Source organism: Pseudescherichia vulneris (genome assembly GCF_902164725.1).
Taxonomy (GTDB): domain Bacteria; phylum Pseudomonadota; class Gammaproteobacteria; order Enterobacterales; family Enterobacteriaceae; genus Pseudescherichia; species Pseudescherichia vulneris.
The window spans coordinates 3,313,333-3,330,612 of the sequence record NZ_LR607338.1 but is presented as its reverse complement, the minus strand read 5'-3'; the positions used below and the strand labels follow the sequence as shown (position 1 = coordinate 3,330,612).

Sequence of the window (17,280 nt, the reverse complement as noted above, 5' to 3'; positions counted from 1 at the left end):
CTCATATGTCAGGCCCAGCACTTCACTGGTCTGCTGCAAGACGCGCTGGGTGGCCTCCACGTTGCCATTCAGCTGCGTGCCAAAGCTTGGGATCATCTCCTTCAGCTTCGCCTGCCACTCAGGTGAGGCGAACTGCGCTGTAAACACTTTCTTCATCAGCTCCAGCATGATCGGTGCGGCGGTAGAGGCCCCCGGCGATGCGCCAAGCAGTGCGGCAATGGTGCCCTGCTGGTCACTTACCACTTCGGTGCCGAGGCGCAGCACCCCGCCCAGGAGCGGATCGCGCTTGATGATCTGCACTCGCTGGCCCGCCTGCCACAGACGCCACTCCTCTTTCTTCGCCTGCGGATAGTACTCCCGCAGGGCGGCAAAGCGCGCGTCGTCGCTCTGAAGCACCTGCCCTACCAGATACTTCACCAGGCTGAAGTTGGTCAAGCCCACCTTCACCATCGGCATCAGGTTAGACGGCGTGGTTGAACGCGGCAGATCCCACAGAGAGCCGTTCTTGAGGAACTTGGTGGAGAAGGTAGCAAACGGTCCGAACAGCAGCACGCGCTTGCCGTTTAGGATGCGGGTATCGATATGCGGAACCGACATCGGCGGCGCGCCAACCGATGCCTGGCCATAGACCTTCGCCAGATGGCGATTCACCACCTCTGGATTGTCCGATACCAGGAACTGGCCGCCCACCGGGAAGCCAGCGAAATCTCGTGCTTCTGGGATGCCCGACTCTTGTAACAGTTTCAGCGCCGCGCCGCCCGCGCCGATAAAAACAAACTTCGCCACGATGGTGCGCGTGCTGCGGGGATGATTGACATCGGCAACGGTCACCGCCCAGCGGCCATCGGCGTTGCGCTTGATGGCGCGTACCTCGGTGCTGAGGTTAAGGGAGAAGCTGTCGCTTTTCTGCAGGGAGGCCACCAGCTGACGAGCGATCTCGCCGAAGTTGACGTCCGTCCCCAACTCGGCACGGGTGGCGGCAATCCTCTGCTTCGCGTCACGCCCCTCCATTACCAGCGGGGCCCAGCGCGTGATCTGTGCGTGGTCTTCACTGTAGCGAATGCCGCTGAAGAGGTTGCTCTGCTGAAGCGCAGCGTAGCGGGCGCGCAGGAAGTTGACGTTCTCTTCCCCCCACACAAAGCTCATGTGTGGCACGGTGTTAATAAAGGAGCGGGGATTGTTCAGCACGCCCGCTTTCACCTGGTGAGCCCAGAACTGGCGGGAGAGGTGAAACGCCTCGTTAATTTCGATGGCCTTCTCGATGCTTACGCTACCGTCGGCCTTTCGTGGCGTATAGTTCAGTTCCATTAATGCAGCGTGCCCGGTGCCGGCATTATTCCAGCCCTCGGAGCTCTCCTTTGCGACTTCATCCAGGCGTTCAATCATGGTCATCGACCACGTTGGTTCCAGCGCCTGCAGATAGGTTCCCAGCGTAGCGCTCATAATGCCGCCACCCAGGAGGAGTACATCAGTTTCTCGCTTCTTCGCCGCAGTGGCCTTCCCTGTCCGTGAGGCAGCGCGACTACCCGTAGCCACAGAAGAGAGCACGGCACGCATTTTTTTCATAATGATAATGCCCTACAATTAGTACTGCTTTATTGGAATTTATTGGAGTGAAATTACCCGGACAACTAACCTACCACCCTCATCCGAGAATTTAAATATTGTTGAGATAGTACACAGCAAGTTGATAGATGTTAACAAAAAGTTAGATTTTTATAACGGCTATGACAAAAAAACTGGTATCTCCTGCGCTGCCCCGCTACTATTCTTCGCTTTGCTACACTGCACACTTTCCGTTCGCTTCGACTCTGTGAAATTCTATGCCTGATGCCCAAAAAGCTTTAACTCCTGTACAAGCGGGAAGCGTTGCCACGGTGCTGCGCTCCCCGTCCCTGCTGATGCGTGAAACTCTGGCAGGGGTGATGACCGCCCTGGCGCTGATCCCGGAAGTGATCTCCTTCTCGGTGATCGCGGGCGTTGACCCGACCGTGAGCCTAATCGCCTCCGTGGTGCTCTGCCTCGGGATGTCCTTCCTTGGGGGCCGCCCGGCGATGGTTACGGCTGCCGCAGGCTCCGTGGCGCTGGTGATCGGCCCGATGGTGCACCAGCATGGCGTGGAGTACATCCTGCCCGCTGTCCTGCTGGCGGGGGTGATCCAGATCGTCTTTGGCGTGACGGGGATGGCGCGCCTGATGCGCTTTATTCCGCACACGGTCATGACCGGCTTTGTTAACGCCCTCGGGATCCTGATCTTCTTTGCGCAGGTGCCCCACTTCTGGACCCGCGAGCCGCTGATCCTCGGGCTGTTTGTCCTGACGATCCTGATTGTGCTCTGGCTGCCGAAAGTGCTGAAGAGCATCCCCTCCCCGCTGGTCGCCATCGTGGTGCTGACCCTGTTTACCGTCTTCTCCGGGCAGATCCTACCGGTGGTGGGCGATGAAGGCCCGATGCAGGGTGGCCTGCCCGGCCTGACCCAGTGGCTGGTGCCGTTCAACCTGACCACGCTGAGCATCATCTGGCCCTGCGCGCTGAGCATCGCCTTTGTCGGCCTGATGGAGTCGCTGCTGACGGCAAAGCTGGTGGACGATCTCACCGAAACGCCGTCAAACAAGGGCCGGGAGAGCGCGGGTCTTGGCATTGCTAACATTCTGGCGGGCTTTTTCGGTGGGATTGCAGGCTGCGCGATGATTGGCCAGACCATTGTCAACGTTGAGATGGGTAAAGGCCGCAGCCGCGTCTCGACCGTCGCGGCGGGGCTGGTGTTGCTGCTGCTGGTCACCGCGCTGAGCAACGTGATGGCGAAGATCCCAATGGCGGTGCTGGCCGGGATCATGGTGATTGTGGCAGTGAAGACCTTCAACTGGCACAGCATTCAGCCTGCGCAGCTCAAACGCGCTCCGGTAGCCGAGACGCTGGTAATGCTGGTGACGGTGATTGCCACCGTCACTACTGGTAACCTGGCGATTGGCGTCGTTGCCGGCGTGGCGCTGATGTTCCTGCTGCCACCGGTCTTTAGCCGTAAAAAACGCGCTACAGCAGAAAAATCGTCGCCAGACCCAGAAAAATAAAGAAGCCGCCCGTGTCCGTTAGGGCGGTGATCATCACGCTGGAGCCGACCGCCGGGTCGCGCCCCAGCCGTACCATGATCATCGGGATCAGCACTCCCATGGTGGCGGCCAGCAGCAGGTTTAGCACCATCGCCAGGGTCATCACCCCGCCGAGGGCCATATCGCCATAGAGCCACCAGGTCACGCCGCCCATAATCCCGCCCCACACCAGGCCGTTGATCAGCGCCACGCCCAGTTCGCGGAAGATAAGAAAACGGTAGTTCCCCGGCTGAATATTCTGTAGCGCCAGCGCGCGTACGATCATGGTGATGGTCTGGTTGCCGGTATTGCCGCCGATCCCGGCGACGATAGGCATCAGCGAGGCCAGGGCCACCAGCTGGGAGATGGTATGCTCGAAGCCATCGATTACCCGCGAGGCGATAAAGGCGGTGCAAAGGTTGATTGCCAGCCACGCCCAACGGTTCTTGACCGCTTTGCCGACCGGGGCAAAAACATCCTCCTCCGGGCTGAGACCGCCCATCAGCCGCATGTCGTTATCGCTCTCCTCATACACCACGTTAACGATCTCATCGATGGTCACGCGTCCCAGCAGCTTGCCGTCGGGGTTGACCACTGGCGCACTCACCAGGTTGTCACGCTCAAAGGTGCGAGCGGTCTTCTCGGCATCGTCATGGGGTGAGAAGGTCACGGGATCGGCCTCCATCACCTCGCTAACCCGCGTCTGGGTATCATTGAGCAGGATGGTTTGCAGCGGCAGCTCGCCCAGCAGCAGCGCATCACGATCGGTCACAAACAGCTTATCGGTGTTCTGCGGCATGCTGCCGAGGCGATGCAGATAGCGCTGCACCGTCTCCAGGGTGACATCCGGACGGACGGTGATCACCTCAAACTCCATCAGCGCACCCACGCTGTTCTGCTCGTAGCTCATCACCTGGTGCACGCGGGCGCGATCGTCCGGCGGCAGCGAGGCCACCAGCCGCCCGGTCAGGTTACGCGGCAGGCGCTTAACCAGATAGATCTGCTCGTCGATATCCAGCCCGCGCAGCGCCTCCAGCAGCGCCTTGTCGCTCATCTCTGCGATCAGATCCTCACGCACGCTGTCCGAGGCCTCCAGCAGGATGTCGCCGCGTTTGAGATCGTCAACCAGACGCCACAGCGCCCGGCGCTCTTCGGTGGGCAGCGCCTCCAGGGTATCCGCCAGGTCCGGGGCGGGAAGATGAGCCACCAGCACGCCGACCTCGGCAATATCGTCGTTTAGCGCGCTGCCGTCGAACTGCTCGACCAGGGTCAGCTTGCCGAGGATCTGAGAGGTGATGGCGCTGTTGGTATTCAGCAGCCAGATGAGGCGCGCCCGCTCCTCGTCGCGGAGGCGGGCGCTATTTTTAGGGGTGGCGGACATTAACGACTCCTTTCCTTTATCCTTATGCGGTGCGTGAAACGGCGTCGCGGGAAGCGAGCGCCCGTTCTTCTCCTGTCAGCTCTGAGAGCACGCCGCTGCGCATCTCCAGCAGACGGTCGGCATGTATAAAGTAGTGGTCGTCGTGACTAATAGCAAAAATGGTTTTCCCTTCGGCCTGCATCAGCGGCAGGATCGTCTGGTAAAACTCGCGGCGGAAGTGCGGGTCCTGATCGGCGGCCCACTCATCCAGCAGAATAATATCCCGCTCCTCCGCCAGCGCCAGCAGCAGGGCTACGCGCTTCTTCTGCCCCTTCGACAGCTTGAGGTTGAGGATCTTGCCGTTATCCAGCTCCAGCTTGTGGGTCATCTTCAGCTGTGCCAGCCATCTGTCGACGATAGCCGGATCCGCCTGCTTCCCTTGCGGGCCAATCAGCTGATCAAACAGCCAGACGTCGGTAAACACCGCCGAGAAGAGCTTGCGGTAGTCCTCTTCACGCCCGGCAGCCAGCGGCTGGCCGTCGATCAGAATGGTGCCCGACACCGGTTGATAGAGACCGGTCAGCAGCATTGCCAGGGTTGATTTCCCGCTGCCGTTGCCGCCGATCAGGAACACCAGCTCGCCGCGCTTCAGGGTCAGATTAATCGGCCCAACGGAGAAAGCGCCCTCCTGGTAGGTAAAGGTAACGTCGCGCAGCTCCAGAGTCTGCCAGCCGGTAAAGGCGGTCGGACGCGGAAACTCAGGGTGATAGGGGGCAAGTGAGAACTGCTTAAGCTTATTGAACGCCACCTGGGCGCTGAGCAGGGTCGGCAGCGCACCTACAGCCGAAAGCAGTGGCGTACGCAGGAACAGCACGGTCAGGGAGAAGGTTGCTGCGACGTTGGTATCCGCCCAGCCAAGGCCGTTAGCCATCCAGAACACCAGGCCAATCGCCCCCAGCATCATGATGTTTGACCAGTTAACCGCGCTGAGGTGGAAGGTGTCGGCACGAATAATATGGTGGCGATACTCGCGGGCATCCGGCAGGTAAGCGTTGTTAAAGATCGCCTCGGCACGCTCGCGGTTGAGGGTCAGCTCTTTACGCCCCTCCAGCACCGTCTGATAGTCATGGTGCAATTTGTCTTCAGTTTCACGCAGTCTCGCTAAATGCTTATAGACCCGCGACACCAGCACAAAGCCGCCCCAGATGGTGATCGCCATCCACAGGGCGGTGACCAGCAGCATTTTGCCAGAGAGCCAGCCCAGGTAGGCAGCCGATCCGGCGGTGAGGATGATCCCCTGCACCAGCTCCGGCAGACGCACAAAGGCGATGGTGATGTTACGCACGTCGCTGGTCAATGCTGCCAGCAGCGCGGCGTTGCCTAACTGCTCCACGCGCTCCACCTGGGTGTCGAGGATGCGCTTAATGAACTCGCCTCGCAGGCGGTAAACAAAGTGATGGCCGAGCGCGGTCAGCGCCAGCTGCGAGCCGAGGGTCACCGCCATCAGCAGCAGCAGCAGGCCGAGAAACTCCGGAAGCACCGTCAGGGAGATATCCACGTTCTCGATGAGCCGCGCGTTGATAAAGGCAATGAGGCCGATGCCAAGCGCCGCGCTGAGCAGGGTCAACAGGATGACGGCAATAAAAGGCCAGCGGTACTGCCGCCAGACAAGAAGAAGAAGTTCCATGAGAGCGATCCGGCAAGAAAAATCAGCCCGCAGTGTAAACTGCTGCTGCTCCGAATCAAGAATAATTCTGATTTATATTCTTAATTACCTGCCCGGCGAAAGGTTAAGTTATAGCGGCATTCCCCGGTCGCGGGATGCTGGCCTGGCTTAAGCGGCTGTATGCCGTGATAGAAGAGCCGGGACGGACCGCCCCACACCACCACGTCGCCATGCTCCAGCAGCAGGCGCTTGAGCGGATCGCTGCGTCGGTTGCCGCCGAACTGGAAAACAGCAGGCAGGCCCAGCGAGACCGAAACGATGGGCGCTTGCAGATCCGGCTCGTCTTTATCCTGATGCAGAGAGAGCTTGGCTCCCGGCAGGTAGCGGTTGATGAGGCAGGCGTCCGGCTGAAAATCGCTGTAGCCTGCCGCCGTCGACGCGTGCTGACACAGCGCGGCAAAGGTGGAGGGCATAGCAGGCCACGGCTGGCCAGTGAGCGGATCGCCAGAGGCATAGCGGTAGCCACGCGCGTCGGTCGTCCAGCCCAGGCGGCCACAGTTGGTCATCGCCACCGACATGGTATAGCCGCCGGGAGTGACCATCTGGCGAAACGGCGACTGGCTGGCGACCGCGTTGATGTCGGCCAGCAGCGTCTCGGCGTCGGCAAGGGCAAAGCGACGGAGGATGGTCGCCCCTGGTGCGAGCGGCTCCTGCCAGGGTTCGGCATCGGCAAACAGATCGAGCATTATGACTCCTCTTTTAACGACTCGCGCGCCAGCAGCTGTGCCTTGCGCGTCACTCCCCAGCGGTAGCCGGAGAGCATGCCATCCCCGCGTACCACGCGATGGCAGGGGATCACGATCGCCAGGCGATTGGCCGCACAGGCGCTGGCCACGGCGCGGATCGCCTGCGGTTTACCGATGGCGCTGGCGACAGCGCGATAGCTGACGGTCTCCCCGAGCGGGATCGCCTGCAGCGCCTGCCAGACCTGCATCTGAAAAGCGGTGCCGCGCAGATCCAGCGGCAGGGCCAGCGGGCGGGCGGGATTTTCAATCGTCGTCACCACCTCGGCAACGCGGGTACTAAATTCAGCGTCGTCCTGCATAAGCTGAGCCTGCGGGAACATCGTGTGCAGCTCGGCGGTGAGCAGCGAGTCGCAGTCGGCCAGCAGAATCGCGCAGATGCCGCGCTCGCTCTCGGCCACCAGGCAGCGGCCCAGCGTAGAATTCGTTAACGCGTAGCGGATCGCCGTCCCCTCCCCGCCCTGACGATACTGGCGGGCCGTCATACCCAGCGACGCATCCGCCTTGCGGTAGTAGCTGCCGCTGTCCGGGAAGCCGGCGGCCAGCACCGCGTCGGTAATGGTGGCGCTGTGGGGCAGCGCGCTACGCAGGCGCTTCGCCCGAGCGGCCTGTTGCCAGGCTTTGGGCGTCATGCCGGTAACGGCTTTAAACTGGCGGTGAAGATGGTACGGGCTAAGGCCCACCCGCTGCGCGAGCATCTCCAGGGTTATTGGCGTCTCCTGCTCCAGCAGACCGCAGGCGGCGGTGATTTTTTGCGCCAGGCTGTGCTTGTCTGCGGGTCTGTCAGGCTGGCAGCGTTTGCAGGGACGAAACCCTGCCTGCTGCGCCGCCTGTGCATCGGGAAAGAAGCGCACGTTTTCGCGCAGGGCGTGGCGCGCCCGACATGAGGGGCGGCAAAAGATGCCGGTGGTCATGACGGCAAAGACGAAACGTTCATCTGCATCAGTTCGCCGTTCAAGCACCGCCTGCCAGCGGTGCTCGTCTTCAATAAAGGTTGTTACGCTCATAGCAGGCTCCTCTATTTATCTTAGCCTGACTATGCCCTGGGCTGGTGCTGCCTTCACCTGAAATCTTGCGCTTTAATTCTATTTACTCTGCAAAAAGGCGGCAAACTGGGGCGACATCCAGGGGGTAAAGGTATCGCCCTCTTTGGTGATCATATAGATCGCCAGCCCCTCACGCATCGCCACCTCGCGGGCCTTCTGCGGGCCCAGCACCATCAGGCCGGTATCCCACGTATCGGCCTCCAGCGCCGTCGGGGCGATCACCGTCACCGACACCAGGTTATGATCGATAGGATGCCCGGTATGCGGATCGATAACGTGTGACAGGCGTTTACCGTCCAGCTCATAGTAGTTGCGGTAGCTGCCGGAGGTACTAATGCCGTGTCCATTGATGTCTACCACCGCCTGCACCGCGTTCTCGCGGTCGGTCGGCTTCTGGATCGCCACTCGCCAGGGTTTGCCTTCACCGTTCATACCCCGGCTCACCAGCGCGCCGCCTACCGACACCAGATAGCGGGGGATCCCCTCCTGCTCCATCAGCCGCGCCAGGTGATCGGCTGCGTAGCCCTCGCCGACCGTGGAGAGATCGACATAGAGGTCGGGGATATCCTTCTGCAAAAACTGCTGCCCCGCCAGATAAGAGACCGCCAGGTGTTGCAGGCCCACGCGCATTTTTGCCGCCTCAATCTGCGCTGGCGTCGGCGTGGTGGTGGGCTGTTTATCCGGGCCAAAGCCCCACAGGTTAACCAGCGGACCAATGGTGATGTCCATGGCGCTGTCGGTTTTGATGCCAATACGCAGCGCAAGGGTAACAATATCCGCCATCGCGGCGTCAACCGGCCACGGCGTGGTGCTGGTGGAGGCGTTAAAGCGGCTCAGGGCCGAGTCGCTCTTCCAGGTCGAGAGCAGCATGTCATCAGCGTTGAGCTGGGCGGTGATTTTTTCCCGTAGTGTATCGGTCTCGGCTTTATCCATATCCACAACGCTGACGCGCCAGGAGGTGCCCATGGTTTTGCCTTCCAGCACGGTAACGGTAGCGCCAGGCTGTGGCGCGGGCGGCGTCGGATCGCAGCCGGTGAGGATCAGGGTAAGCGCCAGCAGGGCGGCGCGAAAAAGAGTGGTATCCATAGCAATGATTCCCTTACGCAATGCGCGCAAGCGTACACCAAAAGTGTGTCTATCCAGAAAAGAATCGATAAAAAAAGGGGCCAGCGCGGCCCCTTCATGCACGTATGTATGTAACGACTTAGAACTGGTAAACCAGACCCAGCGCTACGATATCATCGGTGCTAACACCCGCCTGGCGGGTGAAGTCGTTGTCATCCAGCAGGTTGATTTTGTAGTCAACGTAGGTAGACATGTTTTTGTTGAAGTAGTAAGTCGCGCCAACGTCGACGTACTCCAGCAGATCCTGGTCGCCGTAGTTAACGAAACCGTTGTCTACGTCTTTGCCTTCAGACTTCAGGTAAGCGATGGACGGACGCAGGCCGAAGTACCAAAACGGGTTGCATTGTAGGTCTGGGAGTACTGTGCTGCCAGGTAGAGGTTGTTCGCGTCATATTTCAGGCCGCCGGTGTAAACGGTAGCGCGGTCGCCGCTGCCGTAAACGCCGATAGCGTTCTGGTCAGCCGTACGCTTAGAGGTAGTGATGGCACCACCCACGCTGAAGCCTTCGCCCATATCATAGGTCAGAGAGCCGCCGTAACCGTCGCCGTTCTGGCGCAGGGTGCTACGACCGGTGTCGTTTTCGCCGCTGGCGCTGCCGTTTTTGCCCTGGTATTGCAGAGCAAAGTTCAGGCCGTCAACCAGGCCGAAGAAGTCGGTGCTGCGGTAGGTTGCCACGCCGTTCGCGCGGGACTGCAGGAAGTTGTCGGCACCGTAGGTGTCGCCGCCGAACTCAGGCAGAACGTCGGTCCAGGCAGTAACGTCATAGGTAACGCCGTAGTTACGACCGTAGTCGAAAGAGCCCGCATCGCCGAATTTCAGACCGGCAAACGCCAGACGGGTCCAGGACTGGTTTTCGCTTTCCGCGGTGTTGCCCTGCACCTGGTATTCCCACTGGCCGTAGCCGGTGATCTGGTCGTTAACCTGGGTTTCGCCTTTGAAGCCGAGACGCATGTAGGTCTGGTCGCCATCGCTACCGTCGTCATCAGAGAAATAGTGCAGGCCATCAACTTTACCGTAGAGGTCTAATTTGTTGCCGTCTTTGTTGTAAATTTCAGCCGCATTCGCTGCGCCTGCTACCAGCAGAGCTGGTACCAGGAGGGACAGTACTTTAACTTTCATGTTATTAACCCTCATTTATATGCTTTTTATAGTTGCCACTGCTTACTGATTGAGCGTCAAATCAGTCGGCTCAGCCATTCTCCTAAAAAATACAGAATAATCCAACAAGAAAATGCTACTAAAACTTTTAATATGTTTCAGAGAAGGTGATAGGTGTTTCATTTTGTAAATTTTGGGGAACTTTTTTCAGCACCAATGGCTAAAAAATATCGCACTAATAATCAAAAATTAATATTTTTATTTAAAAATTAATAGGTTATAAGTTTTTTAAAGCATAGCACTGAAAGACAAAACAAATCGTGGATGGGCTACTAAAATAACTCTCGCTATCATCATTAACTTTTATTTATTACCGTCATTCGACTCTGAATGTCCGTTTACCCCAATTCTCGCCGAATGCTCTGCATTCGGCTTTTTTTTACCTTTCTTTACGTTGCCTGTGCAATTATGTGCTACCGTGCCGAAATCATAACGACTATTAACTAATGATCACGGTAAGTAAACAAAATGTGCTGTAGGTTAAGCGGCGACAATATCTTGTTATTTCGTGCAATTTCCCCGCACTTCTCGTTGAATATTTATACCATCGCTTAAAGCCTGTACAGGTTTGCCGTTTCGCTACGCTGAAATAGCGTTTTTGGCGTTTTGTTCCGCTTCCGAGGTGAAGAGAGTCTGGAAATTCATGCATTACCCTTTATACTGCCTGCTGTACGCCACCCAGTAGCTTAACTTTTACCAGCCTGATGACACACTGATGAGTCGATCCGACAGCATGATCCCTGGCAAGTTTTCCCTGATACCAGGCAACATTACCCGTTTTTTTCTATTACTGATTATTGTTCTGTTGGTCACCCTGGGCGTCATGGTGCAAAGCGCCGTCAATGCATGGTTGAAGGATAAGAGCTATCAAATCGTCGACATCACCCATGCGATGCATAAGCGGGTCGATACCTGGCGCTATGCGACGTGGCAGATCTACGACAATATCGCAGCCGCGCCTGCTGCCCCCGCAGACGGTCTCCAGGAAACACGTTTAAAGCAGGACGTCTACTACCTTGAGAAGCCGCGGCGTAAAACCGAAGCGCTGATCTTTGGCTCACACGACAGCTCTACCCTTGAGATGACGCAGCGCATCTCGACCTATCTCGATACGCTGTGGGGCGCGGAGACCGTGCCCTGGTCGATGTACTATCTTAACGGCCAGGATAACAGCATGATCCTGGTGTCGACCCTGCCGCTGAAGGATCTCTCTTCGGGCTTCAAGGAGTCGACCATCGACAATATCGTCGACTCTCGCCGGGCAGAGATGCTGCAGCAGGCTAATGCCCTCGACGAGCGGGAGAGCTTCTCTCCGCTACGCAGCCTGAGCTGGCAAAACGGCTACTACTTTACCCTGCGTACCACCTTTAACCAGCCCGGCCATCTGGCGACGGTGGTAGCGTTCGATCTGCCGATTAACGACCTCATTCCTCCCGGCATGCCGATGGACAGCTTCCGCCTCGAAGCGGACAACGGCCCTGCTCCCCTGCGTACCTCGGACAAAGAGACGGCGGACAGCGTCTCGATCAACTTTAGCGGGGCGAAGATTGAGATCTCCTCCTCGCTGAACTCGACGGATATGCGCCTGGTGTGGCAGGTGCCTTTCGGCACCCTGCTGCTGGAGACGCTACAGAATATCGTTCTGCCGCTGCTGCTCAACGTTGGCCTGCTGGCGCTGGCGCTGTTTGGCTTTACCACCTTCCGCCATCAGCCGGGCCGCCAGCTTGACGGTCAGTCCTCGCCGGGTGCCAATAACGAGCTGCGCCTGCTGCGCGCGCTGAACGAAGAGATTGTCTCCGTGCTGCCGCTGGGGCTGCTGGTGCACGACCAGGAGGCCAACCGGACGGTGATTAGCAACAAGATTGCCGATCACCTGCTGCCGCATTTGAACCTGCAAAACATCACCAGCATGGCGGATCAGCACCAGGGCGTGATCCAGGCAACGGTCAACAACGAGCTGTATGAGATCCGCCAGTTCCGCAGTCAGGTGGTGCCGAGAACGCAGATCTTTATTATTCGCGATCAGGACCGTGAGGTACTGGTGAATAAAAAGCTCAAGCAGGCTCAGCGTCTGTATGAGAAAAACCAGCAGGGCCGCTCGGCGTTTATGCATCATATCGGCGATGCGCTCCGCCTGCCGATGCAGACGCTTGCCGGAGAAGCCGCGGCCATCGACAGCGATGAGAGCCATCATCTGGCGCAGCATGCCCAGACGCTGGTGCAGCTGGTAGAGGATATTCAACTGGCAAACATGCTGGAGACCGACAGCTGGAAAGGAACGCTGACCCAGTTCTCGATTCAGGATCTGATTGATGAAGTGGTGCCCCAGGTGCTGCCGACCATCAAGCGTAAAGGCCTGCAGCTGCTGATCAATAATAACCTGCCTGCTAACGAAGAGCGGCACGGCGATCGCGAGGCGCTGAGGCGTATCCTGCTGATGCTGATCCAGTACGCGGTGACCACCACGCAGATCGGCAAAATTACCCTTGAGGTCGATACCGACGAGTCGGCGGACGATCGCCTGACCTTCCGTATTCTCGATACCGGCGAGGGGGTCACGGCCAGCGAGGTGGACAACCTGCACTTCCCGTTCCTTAACGATACCCAGAGCGATCGCTACGGCAAAGCCAACGCCCTCACCTTCTGGCTGTGCGATCAGCTGGCGCGTAAGCTCGGCGGACATCTGAACATTAAAGCACGCGAAAGCTTAGGCACCCGCTATACGCTGCATGTGAAGATGGCGGCCCAGGCACAGGACGTTGAATCTGAAGAGAAGCTGCTGGACGACGTGGTGGCAATGATCGACATTACCTCCAACGAGATTCGCCATATCGTGGTTCGCCAGCTGGAAAATTGGGGGGCAAGCTGCATCACGCCTGATGAAAGGCTATTAAGTCAAGAATACGATCTGTTCCTGACGGATAATCCGTCTAATCTTACAGCCTCGGGCTTGCTTTTAAGCGATGATGAGGCCGCCGTGCGGAAAATTGGCCCAGGCCAGCTGCGGGTGAACTTTAATATCAGTACTGCCATGCAGGAAGCAATACTGCAGCTTATCGAAGAACAGCTGGCGCAGGATGAGGTCTCTCCCTCACCGATGGGCGGAAATGAAAATGCCGAACTGCATGCCAGCGGATATTATGCCCTGTTTGTCGATACAGTACCCGACGATGTTAAGAGGTTGTATACTGAAGCGGCTGTAAGCGATTTCGCGGCGCTGGCACAGACAGCGCACCGCCTCAAAGGGGTGTTTGCCATGCTAAATTTGGTTCCCGGCAAGCAATTATGTGAAACGCTGGAACATTTAATTCGAGAGAAAGATGTTTCAGGCATAGAAAAATACATCAGCGACATTGACGCCTACGTCAAAAGCTTGCTGTAGCAAGGTAGCCTTATACATGAACAATATGAACGTAATTATTGCCGATGACCATCCGATTGTACTGTTCGGTATTCGCAAGTCACTTGAACAGATCGAGTGGGTGAATGTAGTCGGTGAATTTGAAGACTCAACACAGCTTATCAATAACCTGCCAAAACTGGATGCGCATGTCCTGATCACCGACCTCTCCATGCCCGGTGATAAATATGGCGACGGCATTACCCTGATTAAATACATCAAGCGCCACTTCCCGAACCTGTCGGTGATCGTGCTGACCATGAACAACAACCCGGCCATCCTCAGCGCAGTGCTGGAGCTGGATATCGAAGGGATTGTCCTGAAACAGGGTGCGCCAGCCGACCTGCCGAAAGCGCTGGCCTCGCTGCAGAAAGGGAAGAAGTTTACCCCGGAGAGCGTCTCTCGCCTGCTGGAGAAGATCAGCGCCGGCGGCTACGGCGACAAGCGACTGTCACCGAAAGAGAGCGAAGTGCTGCGTCTGTTTGCCGAAGGTTTCCTCGTCACCGAGATTGCCAAGAAGCTGAACCGCAGTATTAAAACCATCAGCAGCCAGAAGAAATCAGCGATGATGAAGCTGGGTGTAGATAACGATATCGCCCTACTGAACTACCTCTCCTCCGTGACGCTGAGCCCGGCGGACAAAGATTAATCTTTTCTGACCGTTAAGCCGGGCGGCGCATAGCGCTTGCCCGGCTTACTCTCTCTGCTTTATCCCCGCGTCTTTCTCACCCGCTCCGCATAGATCGCCAGCGTCTGCTGCAATACGTCCAGCGTCACCGGTTTCGACAGGCAGCTATCCATACCCGACTCGAGGCAGCGCTGCTTCTCTTCCGCCAGTGCGTTAGCCGTCACGCCCACCACCGGCAGGGTCAGCCCCAGCTGGCGAATGCGCTGCGTCAGGCGGTAGCCATCCATATTCGGCATGTTGACGTCGCTGAGAATAATGTCGATGTGGTTTTTACTGAGCACGTTCAGGGCATCCACGCCGTCATTGGCGGTTTTGCACTGGTAGCCCAGGGAACCCAACTGATCCGCCAGCAGACGTCGGTTGATCGGATGATCGTCCACCACCAGAATCATCATGTCGTCATTGTGGGCATCCTGCGTCTCGGCAGAGAGTACCGGCGCGGTTTCGCTGGTGTCCACCTTGACGCTGTAGATGCGCGCCAGCAGGGCCAGCAGCTCGTGCGGTGACGCCACGCTGTGCGTCCACTCGCCGGGCTTACGCTCCTGCGGAATGCCGATATGCCGACGGCAGAAGATCACCGCCGCCCTGCCCTGCCAGGGCTGGTCGAGAGCATCATCGGTCAACAGCGTATCGTCCGCGTCCGGGGTCTGCCCTTCGTAGTGCTCGGTGCGGATGCCGTTGCGTGCCAGCAGCGACTCTACAAAGCTGCACAGGGAGGCGTTGCGGATCGCCAGCCAGCAACGGGTGTTGGCCAGGCCGTCAACGTCAATCGCCTGCGGAGACTGTATGGAATAGAGCGGGATACGCACGGTAAACTGGCTTCCCATTCCCGGCTCGGTATCTACGGAGATATCGCCGTCCATCATGCTGATCAGCTTTTCACAGATAGCCAGCCCCAGTCCGGTGCCCTGGAAGTTGCGTTGCACCCCGGTTCCCACCTGGAAGAAGGGATCGAACAGGCGAACCACCTCTTTGGCCGGAATGCCGACGCCGGTATCGCGTACCTGAATAGAGAGATACTCCCCTGAACGCTGCACGTGCAGCACGATGCAACCCACATCGGTAAATTTGATGGCGTTGCTTAGCAGGTTGGAGATCACCTGCTGCAGGCGCATCGGATCGCCCTCCATCATCACCGGCACGTCCGGCTCGATAAAACAGTACAGCCCGAGCTGCTTACGTACCACCAGCGGCAGGTAGTTAGCGGTAATATGGTTCATCACCTCACGCGGGGAGAACTCTCGCGGCTCGATCTTTAGCTGCTCTGACTCAATTTTTGAGAAGTCGAGAATGTCACTGATGATCTTCAGCAGCAGGCTAGAGGAGTTGTTCATCGCGGTGACCAGACGATCCACCCCTTTCGGCAGGGCCTTGGTTTGCAGCAGATCGAGGTTACCGATAATGCCGTAGAGCGGCGTGCGCAGCTCATGGCTAACCGTTGCCAGAAACATTGATTTAGACTGGCTCGCCTGCTCTGCCGCCTGGGCCATATCCTGCAGCGACTCCTCCATTTTTACGCGTGAGGAGACATCCACCAGCACGCAGATCGCCACGTTCTCATTGCGGTAGCGCGAGTGAACAAAGCTAATCTGTAGGTTGGTGTTGTTGCTGGTGAGCACATCAACAAAGTTGACCTGCTGACCGCAGATAATTTGCGTCAGCCGCTGCCGATCCTCGTGGGTCAGCATATTGAGGTAGTTGTGCGCCAGCTCGTTACTCAGAATGTTTGTCCCATCCTGAGTACGTAAAATACAGATCCCCACCGGCGCGGAGGCCACAATCTTGCGGTTGAACTGCTCATGCTCTTCAAGGCGCTGGGCGTCCACCTCCGCCGGAATAAAGATGCGTCGCTCGTACATTCGGGCCAGGGTAAAGAGCGCGATCCCCACCAGCACGTTAAGCAGCACCGCGTTGAGGATCAGCATGCGGATATGCTCCAGCACCAGATCCACCGGCACCGAGTAAACCACGCTCAGAGATGAGGGTTGCAGGCTCTTCTTCAGCACCAGATCGCGGAAGCCAGAGGTGTAGCCAAACCAGGAGCGCTCCTGCATCCAGCGCGGATCGATCTCCGGGCGGTTGTCCGGCCCGGTCAGAGAGATCAACGCATGGCCGTTCTCATCGAGAATGGTCACGCTTATCGGCAGCGTACCCGGGGTAAAGAAGTTATCCATGCGGATAGACTGCTCAACGCCCAGCAGCGCCTGCAGGCGGTTAGCCAGATAGACCGGCGTCAATGCGTAGAAGTAGCCGATGCCCGGACGCGCGCCCTGGCTTATCCAGAAGATGTTGTTGCCACGCTCTTCCTGCGGAGCATTGCGATACTTCATGATGCGCTCGTGCAGGTTTTTCAGGGCGCTTTCCCGCTCCAGCGGCACGTCGCGCAGGCCAAAGTCGGCCATGCAAAGATTTGCGCTGCCGATTAAAAATACCCGGTTGAGATCGTAGGCAGCGGAGAAGTTGTCCCGCCAGTAGCGCATAAACCACGCCAGCGACTCCAGCGAGCCGCGCCATGCCGTGCCCATCGCCGCACAGTCAGAGTCTGGAAACAGCGGTTGAAAATCGGGAACGTCGTTCTGCGTATTCGGGGCGCGAGAGGCCAGAATACCGTTCTCTGCCGTCAGGCGATTTTCCGCGATGTACTTAAGCTCTTTCATCACGTCTGAGGTGCGCTGAATATAGCGCTGGGCCTGATCGGAGCTGAGGTTAAACTCCTTGCGGATTTCAGACTCTTTCTGGTGCAGGGCGTTTACGATATAGAACACCGAGCAGAGGACAATCAGCAGCCAAAGCAGCAGCGCCAGCGCCCGAAACAGGTAGCGTGAAACCTTGAGTGTAGTACGAAAAGAGACGAGGTATTTCAACGTGGCGATGCTCCGCCGTCAGGGTCAAAAAAGGATGTCGATAAGGTAGCGGTAAAACGGGCAGACCGCAAAGAAAAAGGG

Annotated in this window: 10 protein-coding genes and 1 pseudogene; 3 read left to right on the top strand and 8 right to left on the bottom strand. The window is 57.9% G+C overall.

Features of this window, described 5'->3' with window-relative positions; genetic code table 11:
- The coding region (mqo, locus tag FN633_RS13880) for a malate dehydrogenase (quinone) (RefSeq protein ID WP_154058944.1) at positions 1-1,566 on the bottom strand (1,566 nt) is incomplete at its 3' end.
- A gap of 257 nt (positions 1,567-1,823) precedes the next feature.
- On the opposite strand from mqo, the gene FN633_RS13875 reads away from it, so the two are divergent.
- Positions 1,824-3,071, top strand: a complete 1,248-nt coding sequence (locus FN633_RS13875) for a SulP family inorganic anion transporter (RefSeq protein WP_154058099.1) — start codon at positions 1,824-1,826, stop codon at positions 3,069-3,071.
- On the opposite strand, the gene mgtE is transcribed toward FN633_RS13875, so the two are convergent.
- The 6 genes and pseudogenes from mgtE to ompC all read right to left on the bottom strand — a co-directional run bounded on the left by mgtE (position 3,034) and on the right by ompC (position 10,208).
- On the bottom strand, positions 3,034-4,470 hold the full coding sequence (gene mgtE / locus FN633_RS13870) for a magnesium transporter (RefSeq protein WP_154058098.1): 1,437 nt from the start codon (positions 4,468-4,470) through the stop codon (positions 3,034-3,036). The genes FN633_RS13875 and mgtE overlap by 38 nt on opposite strands.
- Before the next feature lie 22 nt (positions 4,471-4,492).
- Positions 4,493-6,136 (bottom strand): multidrug ABC transporter permease/ATP-binding protein, encoded by a 1,644-nt coding sequence (locus FN633_RS13865; protein ID WP_154058097.1) that lies wholly within the window; start codon positions 6,134-6,136, stop codon positions 4,493-4,495.
- A gap of 80 nt (positions 6,137-6,216) precedes the next feature.
- Positions 6,217-6,861, bottom strand: a complete 645-nt coding sequence (gene alkB, locus FN633_RS13860; protein ID WP_154058096.1) for a DNA oxidative demethylase AlkB — start codon at positions 6,859-6,861, stop codon at positions 6,217-6,219.
- Positions 6,861-7,925, bottom strand: a complete 1,065-nt coding sequence (gene ada, locus FN633_RS13855; RefSeq protein WP_154058095.1) for a bifunctional DNA-binding transcriptional regulator/O6-methylguanine-DNA methyltransferase Ada — start codon at positions 7,923-7,925, stop codon at positions 6,861-6,863. Before ada ends, alkB begins: the two co-directional genes overlap by 1 nt.
- Positions 7,926-8,003: 78 nt before the next feature.
- Positions 8,004-9,050, bottom strand: coding sequence for an FAD:protein FMN transferase ApbE (gene apbE, locus FN633_RS13850; RefSeq protein WP_154058094.1), 1,047 nt, complete (start codon positions 9,048-9,050; stop codon positions 8,004-8,006).
- Between the two features lie 118 nt (positions 9,051-9,168).
- Positions 9,169-10,208, bottom strand: a pseudogene (ompC, locus tag FN633_RS13845) (porin OmpC).
- 754 nt (positions 10,209-10,962) lie between these two features.
- On the opposite strand from ompC, the gene rcsD reads away from it, so the two are divergent.
- Both rcsD and rcsB read left to right on the top strand, forming a co-directional pair.
- The gene (gene rcsD / locus FN633_RS13840; RefSeq protein ID WP_154058093.1) at positions 10,963-13,629 is read left to right on the top strand and encodes a phosphotransferase RcsD; all 2,667 of its coding nucleotides are present in this window, start codon (positions 10,963-10,965) and stop codon (positions 13,627-13,629) included.
- 16 nt (positions 13,630-13,645) lie between these two features.
- On the top strand, positions 13,646-14,296 hold the full coding sequence (gene rcsB / locus FN633_RS13835; RefSeq protein WP_042389626.1) for a response regulator transcription factor RcsB: 651 nt from the start codon (positions 13,646-13,648) through the stop codon (positions 14,294-14,296).
- Between the two features lie 59 nt (positions 14,297-14,355).
- On the opposite strand, the gene rcsC is transcribed toward rcsB, so the two are convergent.
- Positions 14,356-17,199, bottom strand: a complete 2,844-nt coding sequence (gene rcsC / locus FN633_RS13830) for a two-component system sensor histidine kinase RcsC (RefSeq protein WP_154058092.1) — start codon at positions 17,197-17,199, stop codon at positions 14,356-14,358.
- Positions 17,200-17,280 lie beyond the last annotated feature (81 nt).